The sequence below is a fragment of the Salegentibacter maritimus genome (assembly GCF_016236915.1).
Classification (GTDB): Bacteria; Bacteroidota; Bacteroidia; order Flavobacteriales; family Flavobacteriaceae; genus Salegentibacter; species Salegentibacter maritimus.
The window spans coordinates 25,824-49,813 of record NZ_JAEHOK010000024.1 but is presented as its reverse complement, the minus strand read 5'-3'; the positions used below and the strand labels follow the sequence as shown (position 1 = coordinate 49,813).

Genomic DNA, 23,990 nt, shown 5'->3' with positions numbered 1-23,990 from the left:
GAGAGTGTAAAATAAACTCTGTCTGAATTGAATTATTTATTAATTTCATTCATACAGAATTATGGCAACAAAAGAACAACAAGAATTCGAGAAAAAGGTGCTTGACCAGTTCATGTCAGGCAAAAGCCTTTTTGGTGCAGACGGTGCTTTTGCACCGATGCTCAAGAACGTTATTGAGAAGGCCCTTCAGGCAGAGATGGACTCTCATCTAAGTAGTGATGAACGCTCCAAAGGGAATAAACGCAATGGCAAGGGAAAGAAAAAGCTTAAAAGTGGCTTTGGCTCTTTTGACATTGAAACCCCTGAAGACCGTCAAAGTAGCTTCCAACCGGAACTGGTTAAAAAGCGACAGACGATTCTGGCTGATAATCTTTCAGAAAAAATTATCGGTCTTTATGGACTTGGAATGAGCTACCGTGACATCTCGGGTCATATCAAAGAAATGTACGATACCGATATTTCCCATACGGTTTTAAGCCAGATCACCGATCAGATCATTCCTGATATCAAAGCCTGGCAAAGTCGTCCTTTAGAACCCCTTTACTGTATTGTTTGGCTTGATGCCATGCATTATAAAGTTAAAGTGGATGGAAAGATTGCCCACAAAGCACTTTATAACATCCTGGGTATTACCAAAGAAGGGAAAAAGGAAATCCTGGGGATGTATATCTCTGAGAGCGAAGGTGCTAATTTCTGGCTACAGGTTTTAACCGACCTTCATAACCGTGGATTACAGGATATCTTAATAGCCTGTACAGATAATCTCAAAGGCTTTACACAAGCCATCTTAAGCGTTTATCCAAAGGCTCAGGTTCAGCTTTGTATTGTACACCAAATCCGTAATTCATTGAAGTATATTGCCTCTAAAGATCAAAAAGAGTTTATGAAAGACCTGAAAAAGGTCTATAGGGCTGTCACTAAAGATGTAGCCGAAGATGAGCTATTGAACCTGGAAGGGAAATGGGGTAATAAATATCCTGTAGTTATTGAAAGTTGGCAGCGTAACTGGGAACAGCTATCCCAGTATTTTGAGTATACAGAACCCATTAGGAAGATTATTTACACCACTAATGCCGTAGAGGGCTTCCATCGGCAAATCCGGAAAGTTACCAAAACCAAGGGTGCTTTCACCACTGATATGTCGCTGCTAAAGCTAGTCTACCTGGCCACACGAAACATTGAGAAGAAATGGACCGCTCCTTTGCATAATTGGAGCCTTACGATTCAGCAATTTTATATTAAATTTGGAGACCGGATACCGCTGGACATAAACGCCAATTCCTCTGGGGCTAGCCCCAGAGGAATTGAAACATCAGACAGAGTTTAATTTACAGACCCTGCCATTCCAATATTTAGTAAATAATCACAATTTGAATCACAATTTATATCAAAGTTCCTGCTTAAAAATCCGTGTTTGAATCTAAATTTCTGCTCTCCATAATTACTAGGATCAACAACATTTGCTACTAGAGCCATAAAGTGTAAAACTTCTAAGGAAGCAAGATTGTAACTAAACGGAGAAATGTTTTCCCTACTCTTCAAATAGTGGTTATCCGGTAAACCAGATAAATATTCAGGATCTTCTAATAATCCATCTTTTTCTAATTCAACGTCGGAAATGTTGAAAGCATTTAAACATTGTAAGCAAGGTTTCCCGGGTGAAATTGTATGAACCGTCCAATCTGCGAAATTCAGTTTCCTTTTGTCTCCAAATTCAATTAAAATGCCACCATCAATAATTGGTATTAAATGAGAAAAGGCAATGTGGTTTAAAATGTATCTCCCCCAAGGCTTATCAACACACGAAAAAACTATATCACAATCCAAAGCCTTTCTATAAGCTTCCTCTTCATTCAGTTTTTTGTCAGATATGTCTACAGTAATTTTATTAGAAGTTCCGGCTTTAAGAATATGCTCTCTAATTACGTCAACTTTCAAGCTACCAATATCAGTCTTAAAAGCCCCAGCTAATCTATCTAAATTATGTTCTTTAATTGTATCATAATCGATTAAAGTAAAGCTAGAAATCCCCATTCGGGCAAGCATTTCAGCGACAACTGACCCTACACTTCCAAGACCAACTATTCCAATTCTTAATCTCGAAATATTCTTGTGTGTTTCTTCTCCCCAAACATTTACAGTTCTAATAGTTTTCTTGCTAGGTTTATCTGGAGGGATTAAATTATCATTAAAATATACCTGCAATCTGTCTCCACTAATTCGAACAGAATTAGACCACTTCATTTGGATTTCTTCCTTATGATAATACCAAACTCTAGAACTCCAGTATCCATCATTTCCAACAGTCAACCCCACGAAAGGTAATTCTGTTGTAGAAAAAGCATTGATAAAGGTCTTATTTTCCGTGTTTATATCATCAAAACTCATGTTTTGCCATCCTGGATAAGGATGACTATGCAAAAGTGCTATTCCCATCCCCTTCTTCAAGGCTATTTTGCATACACGAAGAAGATATTGGTAATTATAACTTGCATTTCCGTGAATATTTCTATCGCCATCTTCTGGAAAGATAATCTCATTAATTACAGCAGTATATCTATTTTCACCTATAGATGGTGCCCATAAAGCAAATAATAAATCTTCCTGACCATCTTCTCTTATTAAAACTTTCTTCAAATCATCATTTACTGATTCCGGGATAACCGTACTGAATGATTTGCGATCAAATATTTTTGAATATTCCATTTATTTGTGATATTAAATCTTTTGTAGGATCTTGAGCATTTAGATTAAATCTAAAACTCCAATATCTCCATGGTTCGCCCAGTGGACTGTTTATAATGTTTCTTGTGCCCTTAATTGTATCTTTTTTATCCAAAAGCATTGGGTCAGATTTGACATGGATACTAGGGCCAACGCTTCTAGGATATTGGTTAGGGGCAGGAATTGCAAGATCAATAACCCGCCCTTTAAATTGCCCAACCTTTACCTCATATTTGTCGATTTGAACAAACTTTTTACCATTATTCGCTACTACTGGAACAACTTTATAACCAAGAGCTTGTAAATCATCAATTAAGCGTTCTGTTCCATATTTCATCAAGAAACTGGATTAGGTTTTTTACTAAAAACGGTAAAATGCATACCATTTTTCATTTCTATAATCTCTTCAAGATCATTTAACTCCTTGAGATCGTTCTTATCTTTTAAAACTAAAACATTCTCTGCTGGATTAAACTTACCATAATCAACAAGTATTTGTTTTACGGTTAATTGGGGTTCTTCAGTATCGAAATTTTCTTTATCGATAAAAAATTCAAATTTCTTGTGCATTCTTAAAAATTTTAATGATTAATAATTATTTACATTTTGAGTCTTTTCTGTTACTCCTAACATGGGGCTTAACTTTTATAGTTTTCCCATTAACTTTTTTGGAATACCCGGGTATTCTATTATACTTTCTACCTTCAGAATCTTTAGCCATTTTTCACGATTTGAATTAATATTTATAGCTTTACAACTATATATGCTGATGGCTTTTTAAAAATTGCCATCGTAATGGCAATTTTTTTTAATTAATTAGCATCTATAAGTAGAAAGTCAATTGGAAGAGTTTAAGATCACATCAGATTATGAAAATGTGGACTGGGAAAAAGTTATCAAAGTATTGATGGCATACTCGTATGTTTTGATAGGGGACGAAAATTTATCTATGGCTAAATCTAGAAAAGAATTAGCATATGATTTTTCTATGGAAGCTATTACCCGCTACCTAAATGAACCTAATAAGTTCGATCCTTCAAGAAATCCTGATCTTATAAAATATTTGAAATATAACCTTGTTCGACAATTAATTTCTAATGCTAAGAATACAGGGTTTTATCATTATGATAAAACACCATCAACACCAGAGGAAGATTATTACTATACTTTAAAATCTGAGTTTAAATTAGATGAAAAGATAGATATGAAGAAAATTGTAAGTATCGTTGAAGAAAGACTTACCGACGATGTAGATTTATTTCAAATTTTTAAAGGAAGATATTATGAAGAATCCAAGAGATCCGAAATTTGTGATGATTTAGATATTTCCTTAAAAGAATATGATAATAGATTGAAAAGGTTGAAAAGGCTGGTAAAGAAAGTTCAACAGGACTTGAATGATAAAACTAATTAAACTTGCATGAAATCAAAGAAAGATCAAATTCATGAATTAGCGGATTCAGTTAGTAAAAATGAGTTAACCGCTGAAACATTTTTGAAAAATGAAGGGGTAGATATTGATGCATTTGTAAAAAAAGGATTGAAAGAGATTAAAAATCTTTCTAAAACAAAAAAGCCAAAATCTAAAACAGAGAATAAAAGTAAACTATTTTTTAAGCGAGTTGTATTAGCTGCAAAAATAGCTGATGAATTGCACGGTGAACCTACATTTGGACACGTTAAGTTTCAAAAACTGGTTTATTTGAGTGAACAATTATGTTCTATAGATACTGAAAAAAGGTATGCCAAACAGGCTGCAGGACCTTATGATAGAAGGTTTATGCACAGTATTGATAAAGCTCTAAAAAAACAAAATTGGTTTGAGGTCAAAAGGGAAAGTGGTAAATACACAAGATACCATTATGTACCCTTGGAAAACTTAGAGAAATATAATAGATATTATCACTCCTATTTTTCAAATGACTCTCAAAGAATAGATTGGTTGATCAAAACCTTTAAAAAATCAAAAACAAACAAGGTTGAACTAATTGCTACATTGTTCTCTTGTTGGAAAGAAATACTGATTGGTCCAAAAGAATTTTCTGAAGATTTATTGATTAAAACCTTCTATGATTGGTCAAAAGAAAAAAGGAAATTTGATATCCGAGATGTTGAAAATGGAATTCAATGGTTGAAAAACACAAATTTAGTTCCTTCGCCCAGTGCCTAACAACGATTCATCGCAAATAGACGGCACCGTTATAAGAAAATAATTAAATTCACCAACAAACCAGGTCTAAACCGACAACGCCGCGTACCCTGCTCCGCCAACTTGCGAACCGTGGCCCTTGGCAATAATTTAAATAAGAAAATTTGACTACTATTGAAAAAATCAAAGATAAGCTTGTTCTAAAATATGCTGCTGATTACGCCCCTTCCCATTGGTTAGAACAAAACTTAGAAAGAGGTTACGATTTTAAATTTAAAACTGTTTTCAACTTAAACAAGAATCTACTAATAAAGAAGGACGTTGATGAAATGGAAAATCCAGAGTTCTATTTCACAATTGGAATTTTAGAGAATAACTATTATAAGATTGATAAGAATGTCTTTGATTTAAAAAACGATTTCTATTTCGAAGAAAGTCTTGAATTTCCAGTTGATTATTTCATCATACCAAGCCAAATTTCAATTCTAAAGAAAATCGACAATAATATTAATCAATCAGTTTATATTGGTGGAGAAAAAGAGGATATCTTACCACTTGAGGATTTTAATAAATTATTACAAAACTTCCCTAATTCCTATGAAGTTAATCTATACCGAGATGCAAAAATAACTTCTATTTTAGGAAACTATTTTAGCCAGGTACCAGATAATGAAAAGAAATACAATAAGTATCTGAACAAAAAAATTGATGTAAAAAAGAATGTTTTACGAAAAACTTTTAAGGAAGTTGAAATAATCAAATATGAAACCCTTCTAGAGAAATTAAAATATATGCTGGGTAATGAAATTCAATATTCAGAAAACCAGTGGCAAGAAGAAATTCTTCAAATTATTCTACTATTATTTCCCAAATATATTGCAGTCTTTAAAGAAGTCAAATTTAAAGATATTTACAGCGGTAAAAACCGACGTTTAGACTATGGCTTGATTGACTTTAATGGAAATTTAGATCTAATTGAAATAAAGATTCCATTTGAAAAAAATATAGTTTCAAAGATTCAATATCGAGATAATCACGTTCCTAATAGAGATTTATCAGGTGCAATAATGCAAATAGAAAAGTATATCTATTATCTTAATAAACTTGGTAAACAAGGCGAAAATAAGATGACTAAAAAGTACAAAGATGAGTTGCCAGAGGGGATGGAGATTAAAATTGTCAACCCAAATGGAATAATAATTATGGGCAGAGATATTTCTATGGAACCATCACAACTCGCGGATTTTGAAATCATAAAAAGAAAATATAAAAATCTTGTAGATATTTTTACCTATGATGACTTGTTAAGAAGATTGGAAGTAACAATAAAACAACTGAAGAAAATTTAAACGGGACTATCTCAAAAACTGTGTAAGTAGAAAATATCGGGGTTTGCAAACCCCGATATTTTTTAATCTTGCCTGTAATTTCAGGCCTCTAATATTTACACAGTAATGAAAAAAGAAGATTTATTTGGCGATGATTTTTTAAAGCAGTTCAAATCAGGTGAAGAACTCAGTAGTTTTTTAAAACAGTTGCAAAAGCGTGGGCTGGAAAAGATGCTGGAAGGTGAACTCGATGGTCACCTGGATTACGTAAAAAACCAGCGTTCCAAGGATGCCAATACCCGCAATGGTTATTCCCAGAAGAAGGTTCGCAGTTCTTTTGGCCAGGACACTATAAAAGTTCCAAGGGACAGGGACGGGTCCTTTAATCCCATGATTGTTCCCAAGCGGCAGAATATGGTCGATGGTATTGAGAATGTTATTGTATCGCTCTATGCCAAAGGAATGAGCAATAGTGATATTGAAGAACAGATCTCTGAGGTTTATGGTTTTGATGTTTCTACTTCCACTATATCCCGAATTACTGATCGAATTAGTAACGATATTGTTGCTTGGCAGAACCGTCCTTTAGAGTCTGTTTATCTTATAGTGTACTCACGGATATGAAAGCCCGTGGGGTGGAGGATATTCTTATCACCGCCACAGATAATCTAAACGGATTTACCGATACCATCAGAAACGTATTCCCGCAGTCCAGAACTCAAATATGTGTAGTTCACCAGATCAGGAATGCCTGCAGGTATGTGGTCTGGAAAGACAAAAAAGCCTTTACAAAAGATATGAAGCTCATCTATGATGCTCCGACCAAACAGGCCGCAGAAGCTGCCCTGGAGGATTTTGCAGAAAAGTGGAATGACAAGTATTCCTATGCTATTAAAAGCTGGAGAGACAACTGGGAGGACCTTACAGTTTTCTATGAGTTTCCACTGGAGATTAGGCGTATTATTTATACAACCAACCTTATTGAGAATTTAAACGGTAAGATCAGGAAGTACACCAAGAATAAATTATCCTTCCCTACCGATGATGCTGTTATGAAATCTGTATATTTGGCTTTAAGGGAAGCCACAAAAAAGTGGACTATGCCGGTTAGAAATTGGGGAATTATCCTCAATCAGTTCTTAACCATATATGAAGAAAGGGTTCGACTTTAAGTAATAAAGCCAAACCCCTTTATTTAAAACTTACACACTTTACGGGATAGTGTCATTTAAACTAAAAACTTAACCACTTTTTAAATAAACAATAATATTTAATGATCTTAATTCATCACTCTCTTTCTTTTTGGGAGAATTCAAATAATTGGATAGAACCAAAAAGTTTTGACACTTTATTTACCATTGTTTTATCCCTGTATCTGATTCTGACTTTTATTCCTGATTTTGTAAAATACTTTAAAGTAAGCAGTTTAGTTGGCGCATCAAAAATTCAAAAACACTCCTATTCTATCATTCAATATTTAGTAAATCAAGTTGAGGAGGAGGTAAATGAAAAAAAACAAGTTTTACAATCCACTTTTTCTAATCTACTTTCGAATGTTGATGTAAACATAATTTTGGTAGAAGAAAAATTAAATAATCTCTGGAAAAAGTACATTTATTTCCATCTCTTAATTGTTCTAACCTGCCTTGGATACTTAATTTTCAGTGCCTGCTTTAATAGTCAGTTTGAAATTCATAGAATTATATTTACTTGCCTTCTAATAGTTATATTACTTCCATTCGTAATATCACTAATTCACGCAATGAATATTATTGATTCCGAGATTAAAATTATAGAAAAAAATATGAAGAAACTTAGCTTACTTCATAAGGCATATCGAAATGGAAAAACTAAAGGTGCTTGTGATTTTATTTCAAAAAATGAAAAAGATTATCTCAACTAAAATTTATAATTTAAACTATTGCTAACAACGGTTCATCGCCAATAGCCAGCACCGTTAGAAAGAAAATAATTAACTTGACCAACAAAATAGATCTAAACCGACAACGCCGCGTACCCTGCTCCGCCAACTGGGGATAACCGCGATCATTAGCTGTATTTTTTTAAAAATATGTAAACATTAACAATGGATAAAGAAAACAACATCAAATTCAATTTATACATTATATTTTTTATATTGTCTTTTTTCAGTTTGATAATTTATAATGTTCAAGATTTCACTAATGAATTTAGTATTATTTACGATAATCGAAATATAATTATCGTGGTCTTCTCAATTTTATTACATCTTTTCTTTCTATTCGTACCGTTTTTTATTGTTTACGTAATGATTTTCTTCTTTATCGATTTGGCGATTATTAAAAATGTTTATTGGTATTTCAAAAAGATAGATATTAGTGAAGAAAATTTAAATTCAGAAAAAGAAAAATTAGAAAGCAGCAACAATTCTTCTCTTATTTTGGCTATTGTTATTTTTACGGTAAACGTATTACTGTTTTCATCCTCTAGTGAAACTCTTTTATCAATTATATATCCATTAAATGTAAATCAAGTAATAGATAATATTCTAGGTACTCCTTGTTTATTTTGTCCAATAAGACCCTAAAGTTTAAATAAAATGACAAAAAACACTTTTAAAAATCTGATAGATAAGTGTAATTCAAGTATATACCTCATACCTTAAAATAATATAAATTATACGGCGTTTGCAAACGGCGAGATTAAATGCCATAGCAACGGTAAAAGGCGAAAACTGCAACGGGCCACCGGATAACCATTACAACGACTAATAATATTCTTTGATATACCCATAGGCCCTATCAAATAGCACCTGGTCTTTATGGAGTTTATATTTTAAAAGGCTTTTTCTTAAAGACTGCTGTACTTCACGTTCTCCGGCGGCAGTATCCTGCCATCCTGGAAATCGTACAATTCTAACTATTGAATCAATATCATCTACAATTCTTTCTACTACGGCAGGTGTTTGTTCCGATTTCAACTCCAGAAAAATTTCAGTTAATGCGGCTTGAGGAGTTTTTTCCTGAATCAGGGTTTCAACCTCTTTTTCAGCCTGGAGGGTTTCTTTTGCAATTTTGCAAAGCTCTTTTACAAATTCAATAGAGGTTATTAAACCTTGTTCCGCTCTATCTCTAAGTTCTTCAAGCCTTTCACTAAGTTTTTTAAATTTTGGGTCTCCAGCGTGTTTTTTAAAACGCTTAATCAGAATCTTTTCTAATTTTTTGGCATTTTTAGGATCTGGATTATTGAAAATATCTTCAATAACATCGGCATCCATTAAAAATTCTTCCAGAGGGTGAACTTCGCCCACGTGAACATTATCGTGAATCAATTTTGTGGTTTGAGCTCCTAAAGCGAACCAAAGTAATTTCCCAGTATTATCTGAGGCCGGACGTACCGATTCATAAACCTGAGTGAGCCACTTATAGTCTTTAGCATATAGGTCTAAAATTCTATCGGGAGAAAGAGATTCCCATATTTTGGAAAGATGCTTATAATCTGCAGCAAACTTATCTTTTTTCTCATCAGTATTAATGGCATTCTGAGCTGCTTCCAGCCCTTCAAAACCGTCTATATTTCTGTCTACACCTTCAAAATGCGCCAGAGTTTCCGCTATTGCACCAGGTAACTTTTCCCTTAAAAGAGAAAGATTAGTGATAATTTGCTTAACCGTGTTTTCATCAAATTCTAAAGCTTTCGCGGCATCATCGAAAACTCCGAAATAATCTACAATTCGCCCATAATTTTTCCCTGGATAAACTCTATTGGTTCTACATATAGCCTGCAGCAACGTATGATCTTTTAGAGATTTATCAAGGTACATAGTCTGTAATACTGGGGCATCAAAACCGGTAAGCAGTTTAGCTGTTACTATCAGAAATTTAAGCTCGGTATTAGAATCTTTAAATTTATCTACAATACGAGATTGTTCGCTTTTATCGATTCCCCATTTTTGCTTAAATTCTTGCGGGTCATTGGCTGTGGTTGAGATTACTACCCTACTAGCTTCTTCTGGAAAATATTTATCAAGTTCCTCTTTATATTGCACACAAGCATACCGGTCTGGTGTGACAATCATAGCCTTAAATCCGTGAGGTTCTACTTTTTCTTTGAAATGTACTGCGATGTCTCCAACGATCTTTGCAATACGCTCCGGGGATTTTAAAAAGATTGCCATTTTTGCTGAACGTTGGTTCAAGGCATCGGCTTCTTCATCACTAATTGCGGCATTGGCTTTAAATTCTTCAAAAGCTTTATCTAAAGTTTCTTTATCTACGTGAACATCCACCAATCTAGGCTCAAAATGAAGCGGCCTGGTAGCATCATCCCTTAGCGAATCTTGAAAGGTATATCGTGATAAATAACCTCCCTTATCTTCTTCTGATCCAAAAGCCCAGAAGGTATTCTTTTCGGCTTTGTTCACGGGGGTGCCCGTTAATCCAAACAAAAAGGCATTGGGTAAAGCAGCTCTCATTTGCATTCCGAGGTCACCTTCCTGAGTACGGTGAGCTTCATCGACTAAAACTATAATATTTTCTCTGGAATTCATATTAGGACGGGCATCCCTAAATTTATGAATCATCGATACTATTATTTTTCTGGTATCTTGTTCCAGCAATTTTTGTAAGCCTTGAATGCTCTCTGTAGATTCTACATTTGGAATATCTGCTGCATTGAAATCACCTGAAATCTGAGCATCCAGATCCGTGCGATCTACCAATACAATAACTGTAGGACTTTTTAATTCCGGTGATTTTCTTAGCTTTTGAGCGGCAAACATCATTAATAATGATTTTCCCGATCCCTGAAAATGCCAGATTAAGCCTTTCTTTATTTTGCCTTCTTTTACGCGGGCTACAATTCTGTTTGCTCCTTCATATTGCTGGAATCTGCAAATAATTTTTATTCGCCTACTTTTCTTATCATTTGAAAACAAAGAAAAGTTTTGAAGTATATCCAGAAGGCGTTTTGGATGGAGTAAATCGCTTAATTCTTTTGCTATTTCCCCCAAACCTAAACGTTTCGCCAGAGCATCTTCATCATCTTCTAAACGCCAGGGAGACCAAAACTCCAGGGGTGTTCTAACTGCTCCATAATAAAGTTCTTTACCTTCGCTAGCAAAGGATAAAATATTTGGAACAAATAATTGAGGTACCGCATTTTCATAAATATTATGAACTTCGTGAGCACCATCTAGCCAACTTATAGAAGGTCTTATTGGCGTTTTAGCTTCTCCAACTACCACCGGAATCCCATTTATAAATAAAACCACATCGGGAATTTTCGTTTCCCGGTGATGTATTCTGTACTGATTAGTAATAGTATAGCTATTCAGCTCCAACTTATCCTTTTCAAATTCGATTAATTTAACGGGAACGTGACGATTATTTTCTCCAAATGGCATTGTTTTATCCCCCCGAAGCCACTTAAAAAATTCTTCATTAGCCCTTACCAGACCTGTTTCATTAACCGCAATAATAATAGCTCTTAATTTGTAAATTACTTCATCGGCAAATTCCGGTCTGGCTTTAATTTCAGGATTTAATCTTTGAAGAGCATCTTTTAAATCTCTTTCAAGCAAAACTTCGTTTACTGACCGGGTAAGTTCTTTAGCCAATTTATATTTCCAGAATTTACCATAAGCTTCTTCTGGTTCTGCAGCCCCGTCTTTATTCAAGTTTACACCGCTAAGTTGATGGATTATATAATGTTCTACGCTATTAAGCTCGTTAAATGCCATAATTTAATCTGCGATTATTTGATTAATTTTATTTGTTACTAAGGGCATTCTTTCTTCCACCATAAGGGGATGGATATAAGAAGTAAGAATTTCCTCCAATAGGCCTTTATCTATAAATTTCTGAAATTCTGAGCGCAAAAAAATTCGAATTTCGGTGTCATCTTGTAAGATTTCTTCTACAATACCGGTCCGGTTATCTAAGACATAAATAATATCTTCCAGGTCATGACTCCATCTATAATCCCCGCCCCGATTATTAAAAGCTTCAAACTTGGTAGCTAAAAAACACGGTGCTGATAGAATTTTTATTTCTTCAGTTTTTGCTTTTACGGTCCTTAGATTTTTGAACCCGATTTTATACCAGGGATTGGATGGGCCCAGTGGTCCATCTTCAGTAGACATAATATCTACCGGAATTTTATTAAACTTATAACTACAAATAGATTGACCGAATGGATCAGGATAGAAACCAAGTTGCGCCAGTTCTTCCTGTAATTTTTCCCATTGGCCAAGATTTACTACGTTTAGGGTTAAGTCAATATCCTTAGTTGGTCTAATTTCATCTGCAGCTGGGTCATCAGTATATAAACTAACTACTGCACCACCTACAAAAACGATCTCTTTTTTAAACTGTTTTAAACCCTTTGCAACTTCTTCAACCGTAGCGATATTTATAGTTCTATTTTCCAATTATATACGTTTTTTAAGCTCAGTTACAGCTATTTCCCGCTCTCGGGCTCTTCCTACTCGAAGCGCATCTACCAATGCCAATAATTCATGTAGAACATTATCTTTTAACGCAGCTTCGGGAGCAGAGGAATATAAAGGTATTATACTATGCCCTCTCAACATTCCTTTACCGGACGGCCAAACATAATTTTCACTACTTTCTATCTGTTCCTTCAAAGGAGCGGCTGAGTGAGAAGTAGGTACACCGCGTACTACCGGTCCCGGTCTTTGTGGAAAAACATATTTTAATCCGAATTGTAAAAAATCCATAAAAGCCAGTTTCATTACTTTTTTTCCTTTAGGATCTAATAGTCCTGAATATTTAGAACGGGCTACCGATTCACTCACTTCAGATTGACTCATCCCTAAAGCCTCAGCTACATCTTTTTGTTTCCAGGAGTTATCATTGATACTTATAAGCTTTAGCAGCAATAAGATATCCTGGGGTTTCATTTGAGTATTTAATGCTTTCATAACGTTTATTGCATATCGCGATATGCAATATTAGGATTTAAAATTTAAAAAAGCAGTATTATATTCATTTTTATCGCGTATCGCGATACGCGATATTTATCATCTTCTCTTTTTTACATTTTCTGATTCACGCCGTTAATTTCGTGAAATCACATTTTTTGCTATTTTAATTTAACTGGCATAACCTGAAAAATCGATTAAATAAATAAATCCTCTATCTCTGGATTCCGAAGTCCAGTTTTCAGCATAAGTTGTCCCATTTTTAGTGTCTGAGTAAACGGTTTCCTCATAGGTATTTACATATATTGAAGAAACTACAAAGCCGGTGACCTCAGGTAAATGATCTATTTTTTGGGATAATGCTTTGGAAACTGAGGCCACACTTCTACCTCTAACTACTGCTTCCCAGAATTTATAATTCCCTCTCCTGAATGATTTAAGGATAACTTCATCTCCAATTTTCACAGTATCTCTTATGAACTCAAAAACCCCTCTTCCATAATTACTGGCACTCCAGTACATAGTAAATTTATCAGCACCTTCATCTACTTTAATTCTGAAATTCCTAAGGTTAGGATACTGATATGGCTCTCCGTTATCTAAAGCAATTTCTCTATGATATTTTAATACTACGAGCTTATGTTTAGCCCGGGTATAAGCCACATAATATAGTCTTCTCTCCTCTTCAATATAATCTTGAACATTGTCACCAACATTTATTGCTAAATTTGCAATGGATGGAGGAATTATCACTGCATCATATTCTATACCTTTTACTTTGTGCATAGTGGTCACGATGATTTCCTGCTCGGGGTCACCTTCTCTGATTTCACCAATGTTCTGCTGATATATTTTGCCAAATTGCCCATCATCCTTACCTGCAATATCTTTTACAAAGTCCGCAAAATCTTCAAAGGTAGAATCATCATCAGCTTCTTTTTGGAATTCAAAGGCCAGGCAATGAAAGATATTTAAAAGGTATTCATCCCAGTTTGGATGTTTTCGTAAAACAGCCTCTTTTTCCTGATTTATCAACTGAACAAAATTTTTAGGAAGAGGATTATTTTCTTGTTGTTTCAAATACGATAAAAAAAAGTAGAATTCCCTGGTTTTGTATAAGGCTCCTTTTGAACCTTGTATTCTTAACCTGCACCCCAAATTCATCCTCTTTACAATATTAAAAGCTCTGAAGACTTCATCATTTGAGCGAAACATAACAGCAATTTGCTGATATTTTTTAATATTATTATCCGTCGACGTAACAAGATTCTGTACATAATCTTCCCATCTAATCCCTCTCCTTTGGGTGCTGTCAATTACTTCAACTATATTTTCTTCCTTGCCGGATGTTTTAAATGCGGTAAGATCAGGAATGTCAAATCTTGTTTCATTCCTGCTTAAGAAATTTTTGGCTTCGGTTATTATTTCGGAATAAGAACGATAGTTGATTGAAAGATTAAGTTCCACAGGCTTATATATGGAAGCAAATGTTTCATAATACGGTTGAGGATTCATAGGTCCACCAGCATTTGCCTTCTCGTAACCATAAATACTTTGATCAGGATCTCCAATTACACAGATATTGCTCGTACTTGGATTTGCTATATGCTTAAGCAAATCCATCCTTTCCTCGGTAATATCCTGAAATTCATCTACAAACACATGTTTTATGTAACCTAGTTTTTGAGATATTAAACCGGGTGAATTTTGAGCAATTTCTAGAAATTTAGGAGTCCAATCTTTAAAACCCAGATCCTCCAGTTTATTCCCAAGACAGTACTTTATAAAACCATGAAAAGTAAAAACCTTTAATCTTTTTATAAGTTTGGAATAACCCAAATCTTTGAAGAGTCTTCCAAGACGATCTTTAAGTTCAACAACAACTGCCCTGTTATATGCTAAGACAAGAATATTTTCGGGTTGAACCTTTTCTACCTGGATTAACCTGGCAACTCTTAAAATCAAGGTATGAGTCTTACCACTTCCTGGTCCGGCAATAACTTGTAAGTTCTGATCTATCGGCGCGAAATAAACATTCCTTTGATCCTCGTTGAGTTTTGTTTCTTCTTTTTCCAAAGCTTCAGTTCTAAAGGCCACCAAACCAGAATGATTTTCAGATAGATTCTCCTCCAGCAAGGACACTAAGCTCTTTAAGTCTTCACATTCAAAATATTTTCTTATAAATCTATCATGAGCAGCAGGAGAAATTTCAGAAAGACATTCAAGGGCAAGTAGACGCAATTCCCTCATTTTATTGCTCTCCATGAACTCTTCCTTAACTTTGGCATCTTCTGAATTTAGTTCCTCATCCTTAAAATCTGAAATATCATCAATAAATAATTCTACCCCCATAGGTAAGAGGCTTCCCCCTCCCTTAATATAACCGAGTCCTTTTGCTATAAAAATCAGTTGTTGAAAGTATTCTTCCCCCTTATCTTCAATACCTAATTCAATTAATAAATCAACTATATTAAAGGTGGAACTATTTTCCTTAATATATTTTTGAGAAACCAGGTAGATTAGAGTAATAAGATCTTTTTTGAATTCCTGCAGATACTCTTTGGACGTCTTTTTAATTTTGTTTCCATTATAGATTAACTGGATTATCCTTGGTTTTTTTTCTCCCTTATCAATCTCTATAACAGATTTAGATTTTATTTTTGGAGCAAATCCAAGGATCTTAAATGCAGATTTATAGCGTTTAGTTGTGAAGTCATCTTTTAATTTAAGCGCAATATCTTCTTTGGAAAATTCTTCTTTATCATTTTTTGATTGTTTCCAAAAGACCTCACTGGGGTTTATATAATCAGGGATTAAAGCTTGAATTAATTCATCTATATATTTCCCTTCGAGACTCACCTGGTCCCCCGTTTTAGATTCTTCTAAAAGTCGTTCTGACAATCCGAAGGCACATTCAAGAGTAGGTGAAAAAACATTTCTTCTCCAAGAATTAAGTTCGTGCATTCTGAGTTGGGTTGGAGCTAACTTTATCTCTCTTTCTATCCTTATTAATTCAGCCTTTTGTGCCCGAAAAAGGATTTTATAGATGTCATATACTGTTCGTACGTTACAGAATTCTCTAAGTCTGGAGGTTTCCACCATTAAGGTCTCTGCCTCAGGAATTTTTTTCTGGTAGCTTATTAATGACTTCACCAATTTTTCCAATTGCGCTCTGTCTTCAGAATTCTTTATATTCCTGAAATTTCCATTTCCTTCCAAAAGACTTATAGGTAAATGAGTAGGGGTAAATACTCCAAGCCTTATTCGTTTCAGCTTTTCCAACCAGTACAATGCCACCCTGAAAAAAGTCTCCCTATTCCTGACATCTTCAAACTGGACAAATTGCTCCAGTAAATCTAATGGTAAGGGAAAAGCTTTTTCTTTATTGGGTTCCATTGGTCTGAACCTGCTTAAATATTCAAAAACCGTTTTTCTTACCTCATTGATATGGGTCCAGGTTATTTGGGAATCGTGTTGCCGGTCTTTTTGATCTTTAAAAGATTTATTGGTCACCAAACATTTGGCTACTATGGGATTACTTTCAGAAAAACCTGCTGCCTCTCTTGTCTTTTTATTACGTCCTGCCCGTCCCACTTCCTGTAAAAAATCTTCAAAGGTGGAAGATGGTCCCATATGAAACAGAAAATGAATATTAGGTATATCCATACCCATCCCAAAGGCTTTTGTTGCTGCCAGAATAAGGGTTTTCCCTTCTTTATAATCATGATATTTTTCATCACGGGAGGCACCATCCAGGCCTGCATGATAAAAATCTACTTTATTATATAGTGGGGAGTTTTCCGCCTCAAATTTTTCATTCAAATCTTCAACGACCTGTTCAGTTCCTTTTCGGGATGGCACAAAAATTAAAACCCTGCTTTTTTCCGGATCCAGACTTTTAATTAAATCATCGGCAATTTCAGAGATCATTCCTTCAAAATCTCCAACCATCTTAAAAACTGGCTTGATATGGTCACTTACGGGATTATCTACCCTATCTGGATACGGTCTCTTTAACATCAAAAATAGATTTAAAATCATTGAAAATTTTCTCGGATACCGTTGCAGAAAATAAAAGCAAAGGTATTCGAGATGACATTCTGAACTTATGTATGGTTTTAGCTGCATTAAAATAGTCCGGCCTGAATTCATGTCCCCACTGAGATAAACAATGAGCTTCATCAAATACAGCATATTCCAACCCCCCATCAGATTGCATTCTCACTTCCAATGCATTAAAAAAGGCTCTGCTTCTAAATCTTTCAGGAGTAATAAATAGTAGACTTATTTCACCTCCGGCTAATGCTCTGTAGATTAAAGGGGTGTCTGTACTGCGATCGGAATTCAGGTATTCTACACTTCCATAAAAACCCTGTTCCCACAGATTGTATACCTGATCTTCCATTAAGGCCTTTAATGGTGTTATTACAATTGTCATCTTATTGGTAAAGGCACTCCTAAACAGTGCCGGCGCTTGAAATAAAAGAGACTTGCCCCCACCTGTTGGAAGACTTACCATTACATCTTCTCTCCCCGGAAGAATTTCATCTAAACATGGGTGCTGATAATCATACCATTCTCCTCCTCCTAGAAAAATACTACTGAGAATCTTCTTAGTATCTTCCAAAGAAAATGGTAATTCTTCTAAAGGCTTTGGGCTAATGATGTTCTTATCTGCATGTTTCACATCTTCCTCATACAAGTCATTATCTTTCCACAAATTAATACTCCTGCTCTTAGCCCCCCAACTTTTACCATAATCGGGAAAATCAGAAACCCTGGGATCAAGAATCCAGAATTTATTGCCGGGATTATTTGAGAATACCAAATCTGAATAATAAGAAATAAGTGGCTTTTCCAGCTTTAGCTTAAAGAAAGTATCCTTGTTAAGAGGTTTCCCTAATTTCCCGGTATCACTAAACTCTTCATCTGATTCCTCTTCATTGGTTTCTTCTGAAACATCTTCTGTTGAGGCAAGTGAATGATTCCGAACCAGGTTTTTAAAATATTCAGATTCCTTCGCAATATGAAGTTTTTCAGCAAGATTGAAGCTGTCAAGAATTACAGTTAAGCTACCGGAATGATTAGCATTTAGTATAGTATTTATTTTCTCCGGAGTGTCAATTATAATATTTTTACCTGAATGACCGGAGTGCAGGAGCTCAAGCCTTCTCCCCATACTGGCATCTCTCGAGGGAATATAATACCCAAGGCTACGGAAATATGTTTCCAGACTTTCAACCTCTTTATGTTGTTGGATAAGTAGAACTGCAGAATCCCCGGGATCAATTACCTGATCTATTAGTTCCCTCTGAAAAACCCAGTACCTGGACCTATAAATCGACTCAGGATTGAACCTTATAATCGCCTTATTTTGGTTTGGTGAAATATTTATTTTAGCGAAATATTTCTGTTCTTTACCTGAAGATGAAGTATCCGATGTTATTAGAATTTTATCATTGACTGAAAAATCTTCCACTAATTTTTCCCAGTTATAGTTCCCCCAGATTCTGAATTTTGAATACTGATATTTTTCTATCCAGAAATTCGTGAAATGATTTGGCACCTCAGCCTGCAGCGATTCACATTCCTCCTTAGAAATACTAACAAAACTTTGACCGCCGGAAAATTTCATCCAGAAGTGGCTATCTAGGTTTAAGGAAATTATATAATCCATATCAATTTCTCTAAGCATTGTCTTATTAGATACTGATATAAGATCCGGATAGATTAAAAAGAAGTCAGATTTAGGTATTTCTGCAGTATGAGGTCTTAGGTCATTTAATTCATCTACCGTTACAAATAAAATATTTTCTTTATTCCAATCCAGCGATGGAAGTGGTCTTAACAATTCTAAATAATCAATTTGTTCGGTGATTTTTAACTGAATGGCAGTAGATAACCGACCCCAATAAGGTTTAAGGTCATTCTCTACGGAATGCTGAATAAAATTAGCTAATACCTGTTTTAACCAACCTTTATCACGTCCCAGCGCCGAGATTTTTTCAGTGTCAAGTAGTAAAAATTCTTGTTCCTGTTCCTTATTTAAAAACTCAATTTCAGGGAAATCCAGGAACTCCCTCTGAGCTATTTCTGGTCCTACAATTATTTTACTGGAAACCTTTGATTTGGATATTGCTTCTGCAACTGAAGTATATATTGAATTCCTTTTAGCCTGAGGTCGAAAAAACTTATCCGTTTCTTCCAACTCATCTTCTTCAAGCCATTGCAGCGGCAACTCTTCTCTTAATTTCCATAAATTATTAATTACCGGAGAGGACAGAACCTCGCTGAATTTTTCAAATTCTTCAACTGAAAATTTGAGAATTCTAAGCACTTGATTTTTAAAAAGATCTAAGGTAAGTTTAGCATCCTGCTCTGCTCTGTGGCCCGTTATCAAAGCATAACTCTTAAGGTAGGGGCGTAACAGCATTTCCATTAATAAGGTGTCCCAAAGCCGTTCTCGATGGCAAATGACACCCTGGGCTTCCAGAATGGGACAATCGAAATCTATTATATTATGACCTGTAAAAAGATAATTGGTTTTTGTCGTCAGCTCTTTGAAATCAGGTAGCGCTTCTTTTACATCTTTCTCTCCTTTATGGTTACGCCAGGTATCCCCAGCATTCCATGCAATTTCAAAAATGCTTTTTTTATCACTTTCAAGATCAAAACTAATAACTGAAAAATTTTTCTGAATAACATTTCCTGCCCATAGAATTAGATCAGATTTAATTTTAGTATTTTCTACTTGCCTAAGCTTGGGAACCAAAGGAACAATGTCATCCATTGGCAACCCTTTTAAAATCCTTTCCTGAACTTCGGCTGTTTGAGAATCAAACCTTTTAATTGCTTCCTTTTTGGGCAAATAGGCATTTTCATCTGTTAGCCAGAGATCAAATTTTAATTCAGCCTTTATGCTATTTCTAATTTTATTGTAGAAGGATTCTTTATCTTCTATTGGAGCAATATCAATTAATGCCTGATATATCATATAAACATCAAGACTCTCAATTAGCAGCTCCTTTTTCTCATCTTCAATAATTGCCTCACTAATTGCCTCCAGATGTTTATCATTTAAGGAAGCGACAAATGAAAGCCTTGCTTCCTTAGCTTCAGAATTTACTGACTGTTCATACTGTATACAGGCATCGAGCAGATGTTCATTCCAGAATGAAACAGGTAATTTGAAATCCAGCCAGGAAACAAAGTATAAATCTGCTTTTTCCAGGTGTTTAAAGGTGTTTATATTGACCCACTCCGGTTTAAGAAACAACCATTTGGAAAGAAAGACATCGAACTGCTGTTCAGGATCCAGTTTGATAGGGTTTTCTATTTCAACCTCAAACTGTATCCGAAGTTTTTCTTCAAGATCTGGGGTTTCTGAAAGCTTCGTATAAAGTTTAAAAATCTCCTGGTCTTCTTCATTCAATTCCTTTTTAGGAAGAATTCTTTCTACTTGTTTCTGCAAGTGTGAAATAGGATCTATTTTGGAATTGACATTTACAGGTTCACAATCCAAATAATGACCATTAAAAGTAAATTTGACTGTACTTAAAATTGCATCTGTAAATTCCTTTGGAAATCGCACTCTGGAATTTACCGAAAAAGCATCTCTTTTTCCTCCCGTAATTTTAAAATGATTAACGGATTTGAGAGCAAGGCCTGTAAAATAAAGTTCTTTTATATAAGCGAGATTATGAAAACCTTCCTCTACCAGTAAAATCTGATTCTCCTCCAGATCTTCTACTCCCTTTTGAATTTTAAAACTATTATCGTGAGTTCTAAGATTAACAGATCCTATTGCATTTAAATCTTCTATTTTCTTTACAAATGCGTGACTTTTGTCAGGAGCAATATATTTTACGTAAGCAAAAAAACGATCCCTTTTCTTTTTATTTTTTTTAGCTCCTGACCTACTTTTTTTGGAAGTTGGAACATCATTTTCCTTTAATTTTTCCAGTTCATCAAAAGACTTTAACCTTTTCTCAACAAGGTCGTCACTCCCAGTGGTAGAACTTACAGTTTGTGCCTTCCCTTCGGCCTGTTTTAATGGAGGTATGTTAAGTTCTTCACTTACTATTTCATTCCACTCTTCAGGTACTTCTTTTACAAACCTAAGGTCTGGAATAATATTTTCCTTTTTTAGGATCTCTTTAAGTTCTCGAGGTGAAATTTTATAGTACTTATAGAAGACAGCCAAGCTCATTTAATAATGTGATTTTAGATTTGTCTAGCTATTTTTTTACAATGCTCTCTTAATTTTCTTACCTCCTTTAGAGCTCCAGGATTTCCTGCAATATTCAGCAAAGGCAGATATTCGCCTAAAAGCACAGATTCAAAACTGTTTAAATCCTCTTCCAACTGCACCCAGTTAACCAATAGATTTTTGTTGATCCAGGTTATGATTTTCTCTTCATCCTCTTTTGCAAACCTGTAATTATTCTGATTCTTCATTCCTGAGAGTGAACCAGCCTCAGGAGTATAACCAAGGACCGCCCCTATGCTTCTGAAAAAAGTACCATGACCTTTGGCTCTTAATTCCTGATTAAGCCGTTTGCGCAAACTTTGGGAAGCAATCCCTAAGTAAATAATATTATGCTCGCGTGATTTTAAAACTGCCGAAAAAGAAGTAGGTAGAGTTTCCGGCTTTTTAATTCGAATACAATACAAACCGGCCTTATCGGGTGAATTACCTTCTAACTCTCCTGCCGATTTAAAATTTTTATCATTCATCAAAACTTTTAAAGCTAGTTCAGGATTTAAATTTACTCCACTTAAACCTGCTTTTACTTTAGGCTTTGGAATAATAGCTTTTTTAATACCCGTATTACTTTTTAAAGAAATAAGCGAACCTTCTTTTCTGAATAAATGCGGATAATTTTTGACCCTTGCACCAATCTGACTGCTTTTAATCACTGAACCATCTTTTTTTGAATACCAGCTATTCCTATTCAACGCATCAGCAATTTCGACAGGAGTCATTTTTCTTTTTTCCTGAGTAAGTACTTGTTCTATGGCTGCGTGTAAAGTCATATTCAGTTTCTTGTAGTTAATCTTCCGCCTCTATTGTCTGCAATATTTCAATATTGAAGTATAATTTTACTTTTTGATTAAAGTCAGCTAAAACTTTATCAGTAGTGCTACGATTATAGAATCTTTCCATTTCATAAGGAACACCCATCCAATTTTCATTACAAATTAATCCTTCAGAATTCTTAGATAAATTATTATCTAACAAATTTTTTTGAAAAGGCCAACCATCCCTGTCTTTTGTAAGTACAAGGAAGAGTCGGGTTGAAGCAACTTCAACATTCCCAAATTTTGAAATATCCAGTTTTGAAATATCAGTTTTTTCATTTTCATCAAAAAATCCGGTATCAGCTTGATGAATAATTCTGAAAAAATAAGTGCCTCCATTAATTTCACGTTTCCCCATGTTGAATTCATAGAGGTACATTGATAACCAATCCCAACTCCATTTCTCAATGCTTGCTCTTGTCCCATTTAAACTTGCATTGCTAAATTTTGACCAGCCACTGGTAAAATTGAAGTTGTACTGATTTCCAATATATTTTACGACATCTAGAACTCTTCTTTGATATAATGCCAAAAGTCTATAAGAGGATCTTATATCTTTTAAAACATCATGAAATTCTGCTGAGTTTAATTTTTCCATTCTTGTGATAGTAAATTAATTCCTGATTGAGATATTTTCAAAGGCTTTACAAATTTTTCAAACCATTCGGCTGTTGAATAGCCATACATCCCAAAAACTAAAATAATATCGCTTAGAATATTATGAATGGCAGTATGATTATTGGTCAAATCATAAGAAGATTCAAGCCTGTATAAAACCTCTTTTACCACATCTAATATCCTCTGCCATTTACATTTGTAAATTTTTGTGGTATAATAATCATGATGAACAGGTTCGGTCTTATTATTATTGAGTCCACCCAAGGCTATATAAATTAATTCCCTTTGGTCTTCCCTGTATTCCGTGTGATAAGCAATTATCTGGTTTCTCCACTGATTAGGATCCTGCTGTTTGATATCATAGCGTTTGGTTTCTATAATAACATCTGACTTCGGGGTACGGATAAAAACATCCGGTTGAACATGATTGGAGTTAGAAGTCTCCTCTGCACTCCAGTTCGGCCAGTACTCCACACTTTCGATGCTGGCTAAATCCAGTCCCGGTATGTTATCATATAAAGCCTTTTCCAAAATATGCTGAAACATTTCTTTGGGTAGATACATCAACCTTTCAAAAACCGAAGAGGTTAATGAATCTTCATTTAATTTAAATTGGTTACGGTCAACCTTATTGTGTTTTACTGCATATATCATTGGGTGAGTTCAAGCATTATTTCCTCAAACATTTTTCCGGCAATTCTTTTTGTCAATTCTAAATCCTCATTATTAAAATGAATCTCATTCTGAAACTCCGGCCATTGTCCTGTTTTCTCTCTAACCTTATACACCAGCTCAGCTTCAACAGCCTCAGCCAATAAAGTGAAAGGCTTATCATCTAAATGTTTACCGCCCTTAATTTCTTTATCAAAAACATAAACAAATAATTCCAGTTGATCTACCTGCTTCCATTTATAACCGTGATATCCATTTAGCCCTTTTGCTTTAATCCCCTGGGATAGTCTTGTTCCTATTGCCTGGCTGGCATAACCAACATAAACAATTTCACCCTCGTGTTTAAGTATATAAATCTTTGGAGTTTTAGATAAGGTTACTGGCTTCTGGAAGTTTGATGTTACTCCATTACATTCCTTTTTAGAAATGACTCTCTTTCCATTCTCGCCGGAAAGAAATAAGGTATAACAGTATGGGCCGGTGTATTTCATATTTT

General features: G+C 34.8%; 18 protein-coding genes and 1 pseudogene. 7 read left to right on the top strand and 12 right to left on the bottom strand.

Annotated elements, in window-relative coordinates; all coding sequences use genetic code 11:
- The first annotated feature begins 61 nt into the window (after positions 1–61).
- Positions 62–1,327 carry an IS256 family transposase gene (locus I6U49_RS14600; protein ID WP_262894938.1) on the top strand — a complete coding sequence of 422 codons (1,266 nt, stop codon included), beginning with the start codon at positions 62–64 and terminating at the stop codon, positions 1,325–1,327.
- Here I6U49_RS14600 and I6U49_RS14595 read toward each other — a convergent pair.
- From I6U49_RS14595 to I6U49_RS14585, 3 genes are read right to left on the bottom strand one after another with little or no spacing between them, the layout of a single operon-like run.
- Positions 1,324–2,706 (bottom strand): HesA/MoeB/ThiF family protein, encoded by a 1,383-nt coding sequence (locus I6U49_RS14595; RefSeq protein WP_198629384.1) that lies wholly within the window; start codon positions 2,704–2,706, stop codon positions 1,324–1,326. The genes I6U49_RS14600 and I6U49_RS14595 overlap by 4 nt on opposite strands.
- Positions 2,684–3,061, bottom strand: coding sequence for an E2/UBC family protein (locus tag I6U49_RS14590; protein ID WP_198629383.1), 378 nt, complete (start codon positions 3,059–3,061; stop codon positions 2,684–2,686). Before I6U49_RS14590 ends, I6U49_RS14595 begins: the two co-directional genes overlap by 23 nt.
- Positions 3,061–3,294 (bottom strand): hypothetical protein, encoded by a 234-nt coding sequence (locus I6U49_RS14585; RefSeq protein ID WP_198629382.1) that lies wholly within the window; start codon positions 3,292–3,294, stop codon positions 3,061–3,063. The genes I6U49_RS14590 and I6U49_RS14585 overlap by 1 nt, the downstream gene beginning before the upstream one ends.
- 337 nt (positions 3,295–3,631) lie before the next feature.
- Here I6U49_RS14585 and I6U49_RS14580 point away from each other — a divergent pair, with 337 nt between their 5' ends.
- The 6 genes and pseudogenes from I6U49_RS14580 (at position 3,632) to I6U49_RS14555 (ending at position 8,767) form a co-directional block, all read left to right on the top strand.
- Entirely contained in the window at positions 3,632–4,138 is a 507-nt protein-coding gene (locus I6U49_RS14580) for a sigma-70 family RNA polymerase sigma factor (protein ID WP_198629381.1), read from the top strand.
- Between the two features lie 6 nt (positions 4,139–4,144).
- Entirely contained in the window at positions 4,145–4,894 is a 750-nt protein-coding gene (locus tag I6U49_RS14575) for a hypothetical protein (RefSeq protein WP_198629380.1), read from the top strand.
- A 143-nt stretch (positions 4,895–5,037) separates the two neighbouring features.
- Positions 5,038–6,222, top strand: a complete 1,185-nt coding sequence (locus I6U49_RS14570) for a Shedu immune nuclease family protein (protein ID WP_198629379.1) — start codon at positions 5,038–5,040, stop codon at positions 6,220–6,222.
- 105 nt (positions 6,223–6,327) lie between these two features.
- Positions 6,328–7,373: pseudogene (locus I6U49_RS14565) on the top strand (IS256 family transposase).
- Positions 7,374–7,474: 101 nt separating this feature from the next.
- Entirely contained in the window at positions 7,475–8,104 is a 630-nt protein-coding gene (locus I6U49_RS14560; RefSeq protein ID WP_198629378.1) for a hypothetical protein, read from the top strand.
- Between the two features lie 183 nt (positions 8,105–8,287).
- Positions 8,288–8,767, top strand: a complete 480-nt coding sequence (locus I6U49_RS14555; RefSeq protein ID WP_198629377.1) for a hypothetical protein — start codon at positions 8,288–8,290, stop codon at positions 8,765–8,767.
- 180 nt (positions 8,768–8,947) lie between these two features.
- Here the strand turns inward: I6U49_RS14555 and I6U49_RS14550 are convergent, their stop codons facing one another.
- The 9 genes from I6U49_RS14550 to I6U49_RS14510 form a co-directional block, all read right to left on the bottom strand.
- Entirely contained in the window at positions 8,948–11,920 is a 2,973-nt protein-coding gene (locus tag I6U49_RS14550) for a type I restriction endonuclease subunit R (RefSeq protein WP_198629376.1), read from the bottom strand.
- A 3-nt stretch (positions 11,921–11,923) separates the two neighbouring features.
- Positions 11,924–12,610 (bottom strand): nucleotidyl transferase AbiEii/AbiGii toxin family protein, encoded by a 687-nt coding sequence (locus tag I6U49_RS14545; protein WP_198629375.1) that lies wholly within the window; start codon positions 12,608–12,610, stop codon positions 11,924–11,926.
- Positions 12,611–13,123, bottom strand: a complete 513-nt coding sequence (locus I6U49_RS14540) for a hypothetical protein (RefSeq protein ID WP_232804738.1) — start codon at positions 13,121–13,123, stop codon at positions 12,611–12,613.
- Between the two features lie 171 nt (positions 13,124–13,294).
- Entirely contained in the window at positions 13,295–17,143 is a 3,849-nt protein-coding gene (locus I6U49_RS14535; protein WP_198629374.1) for a UvrD-helicase domain-containing protein, read from the bottom strand.
- Positions 17,118–21,332, bottom strand: a complete 4,215-nt coding sequence (locus I6U49_RS14530; protein ID WP_198629373.1) for a DEAD/DEAH box helicase — start codon at positions 21,330–21,332, stop codon at positions 17,118–17,120. Before I6U49_RS14530 ends, I6U49_RS14535 begins: the two co-directional genes overlap by 26 nt.
- 14 nt (positions 21,333–21,346) lie before the next feature.
- The gene (locus tag I6U49_RS14525; RefSeq protein ID WP_198629372.1) at positions 21,347–22,159 is read right to left on the bottom strand and encodes a GIY-YIG nuclease family protein; all 813 of its coding nucleotides are present in this window, start codon (positions 22,157–22,159) and stop codon (positions 21,347–21,349) included.
- A gap of 16 nt (positions 22,160–22,175) precedes the next feature.
- The gene (locus I6U49_RS14520; RefSeq protein WP_198629371.1) at positions 22,176–22,802 is read right to left on the bottom strand and encodes a hypothetical protein; all 627 of its coding nucleotides are present in this window, start codon (positions 22,800–22,802) and stop codon (positions 22,176–22,178) included.
- Positions 22,790–23,476: a hypothetical protein gene (locus tag I6U49_RS14515; protein WP_198629370.1), complete on the bottom strand. Its 687-nt coding sequence runs from the start codon at positions 23,474–23,476 to the stop codon at positions 22,790–22,792. Before I6U49_RS14515 ends, I6U49_RS14520 begins: the two co-directional genes overlap by 13 nt.
- Positions 23,473–23,985, bottom strand: a complete 513-nt coding sequence (locus I6U49_RS14510; RefSeq protein WP_198629369.1) for a hypothetical protein — start codon at positions 23,983–23,985, stop codon at positions 23,473–23,475. Before I6U49_RS14510 ends, I6U49_RS14515 begins: the two co-directional genes overlap by 4 nt.
- Positions 23,986–23,990 lie beyond the last annotated feature (5 nt).

Bases quoted from the DNA above. Each gene is read 5' to 3' on its own strand.
- I6U49_RS14600 (WP_262894938.1), top strand. From the start codon at position 62: ATGGCAACAAAAGAACAACAAGAATTCGAGAAAAAGGTGCTTGACCAG.
- I6U49_RS14595 (WP_198629384.1), bottom strand. From the start codon at position 2,706: ATGGAATATTCAAAAATATTTGATCGCAAATCATTCAGTACGGTTATC.
- I6U49_RS14590 (WP_198629383.1), bottom strand. From the start codon at position 3,061: ATGAAATATGGAACAGAACGCTTAATTGATGATTTACAAGCTCTTGGT.
- I6U49_RS14585 (WP_198629382.1), bottom strand. From the start codon at position 3,294: ATGCACAAGAAATTTGAATTTTTTATCGATAAAGAAAATTTCGATACT.
- I6U49_RS14580 (WP_198629381.1), top strand. From the start codon at position 3,632: ATGGCATACTCGTATGTTTTGATAGGGGACGAAAATTTATCTATGGCT.
- I6U49_RS14575 (WP_198629380.1), top strand. From the start codon at position 4,145: ATGAAATCAAAGAAAGATCAAATTCATGAATTAGCGGATTCAGTTAGT.
- I6U49_RS14560 (WP_198629378.1), top strand. From the start codon at position 7,475: ATGATCTTAATTCATCACTCTCTTTCTTTTTGGGAGAATTCAAATAAT.
- I6U49_RS14555 (WP_198629377.1), top strand. From the start codon at position 8,288: ATGGATAAAGAAAACAACATCAAATTCAATTTATACATTATATTTTTT.
- I6U49_RS14550 (WP_198629376.1), bottom strand. From the start codon at position 11,920: ATGGCATTTAACGAGCTTAATAGCGTAGAACATTATATAATCCATCAA.
- I6U49_RS14540 (WP_232804738.1), bottom strand. From the start codon at position 13,123: ATGAAAGCATTAAATACTCAAATGAAACCCCAGGATATCTTATTGCTG.
- I6U49_RS14535 (WP_198629374.1), bottom strand. From the start codon at position 17,143: ATGTTAAAGAGACCGTATCCAGATAGGGTAGATAATCCCGTAAGTGAC.
- I6U49_RS14530 (WP_198629373.1), bottom strand. From the start codon at position 21,332: ATGAGCTTGGCTGTCTTCTATAAGTACTATAAAATTTCACCTCGAGAA.
- I6U49_RS14525 (WP_198629372.1), bottom strand. From the start codon at position 22,159: ATGACTTTACACGCAGCCATAGAACAAGTACTTACTCAGGAAAAAAGA.
- I6U49_RS14520 (WP_198629371.1), bottom strand. From the start codon at position 22,802: ATGGAAAAATTAAACTCAGCAGAATTTCATGATGTTTTAAAAGATATA.
- I6U49_RS14515 (WP_198629370.1), bottom strand. From the start codon at position 23,476: ATGATATATGCAGTAAAACACAATAAGGTTGACCGTAACCAATTTAAA.
- I6U49_RS14510 (WP_198629369.1), bottom strand. From the start codon at position 23,985: ATGAAATACACCGGCCCATACTGTTATACCTTATTTCTTTCCGGCGAG.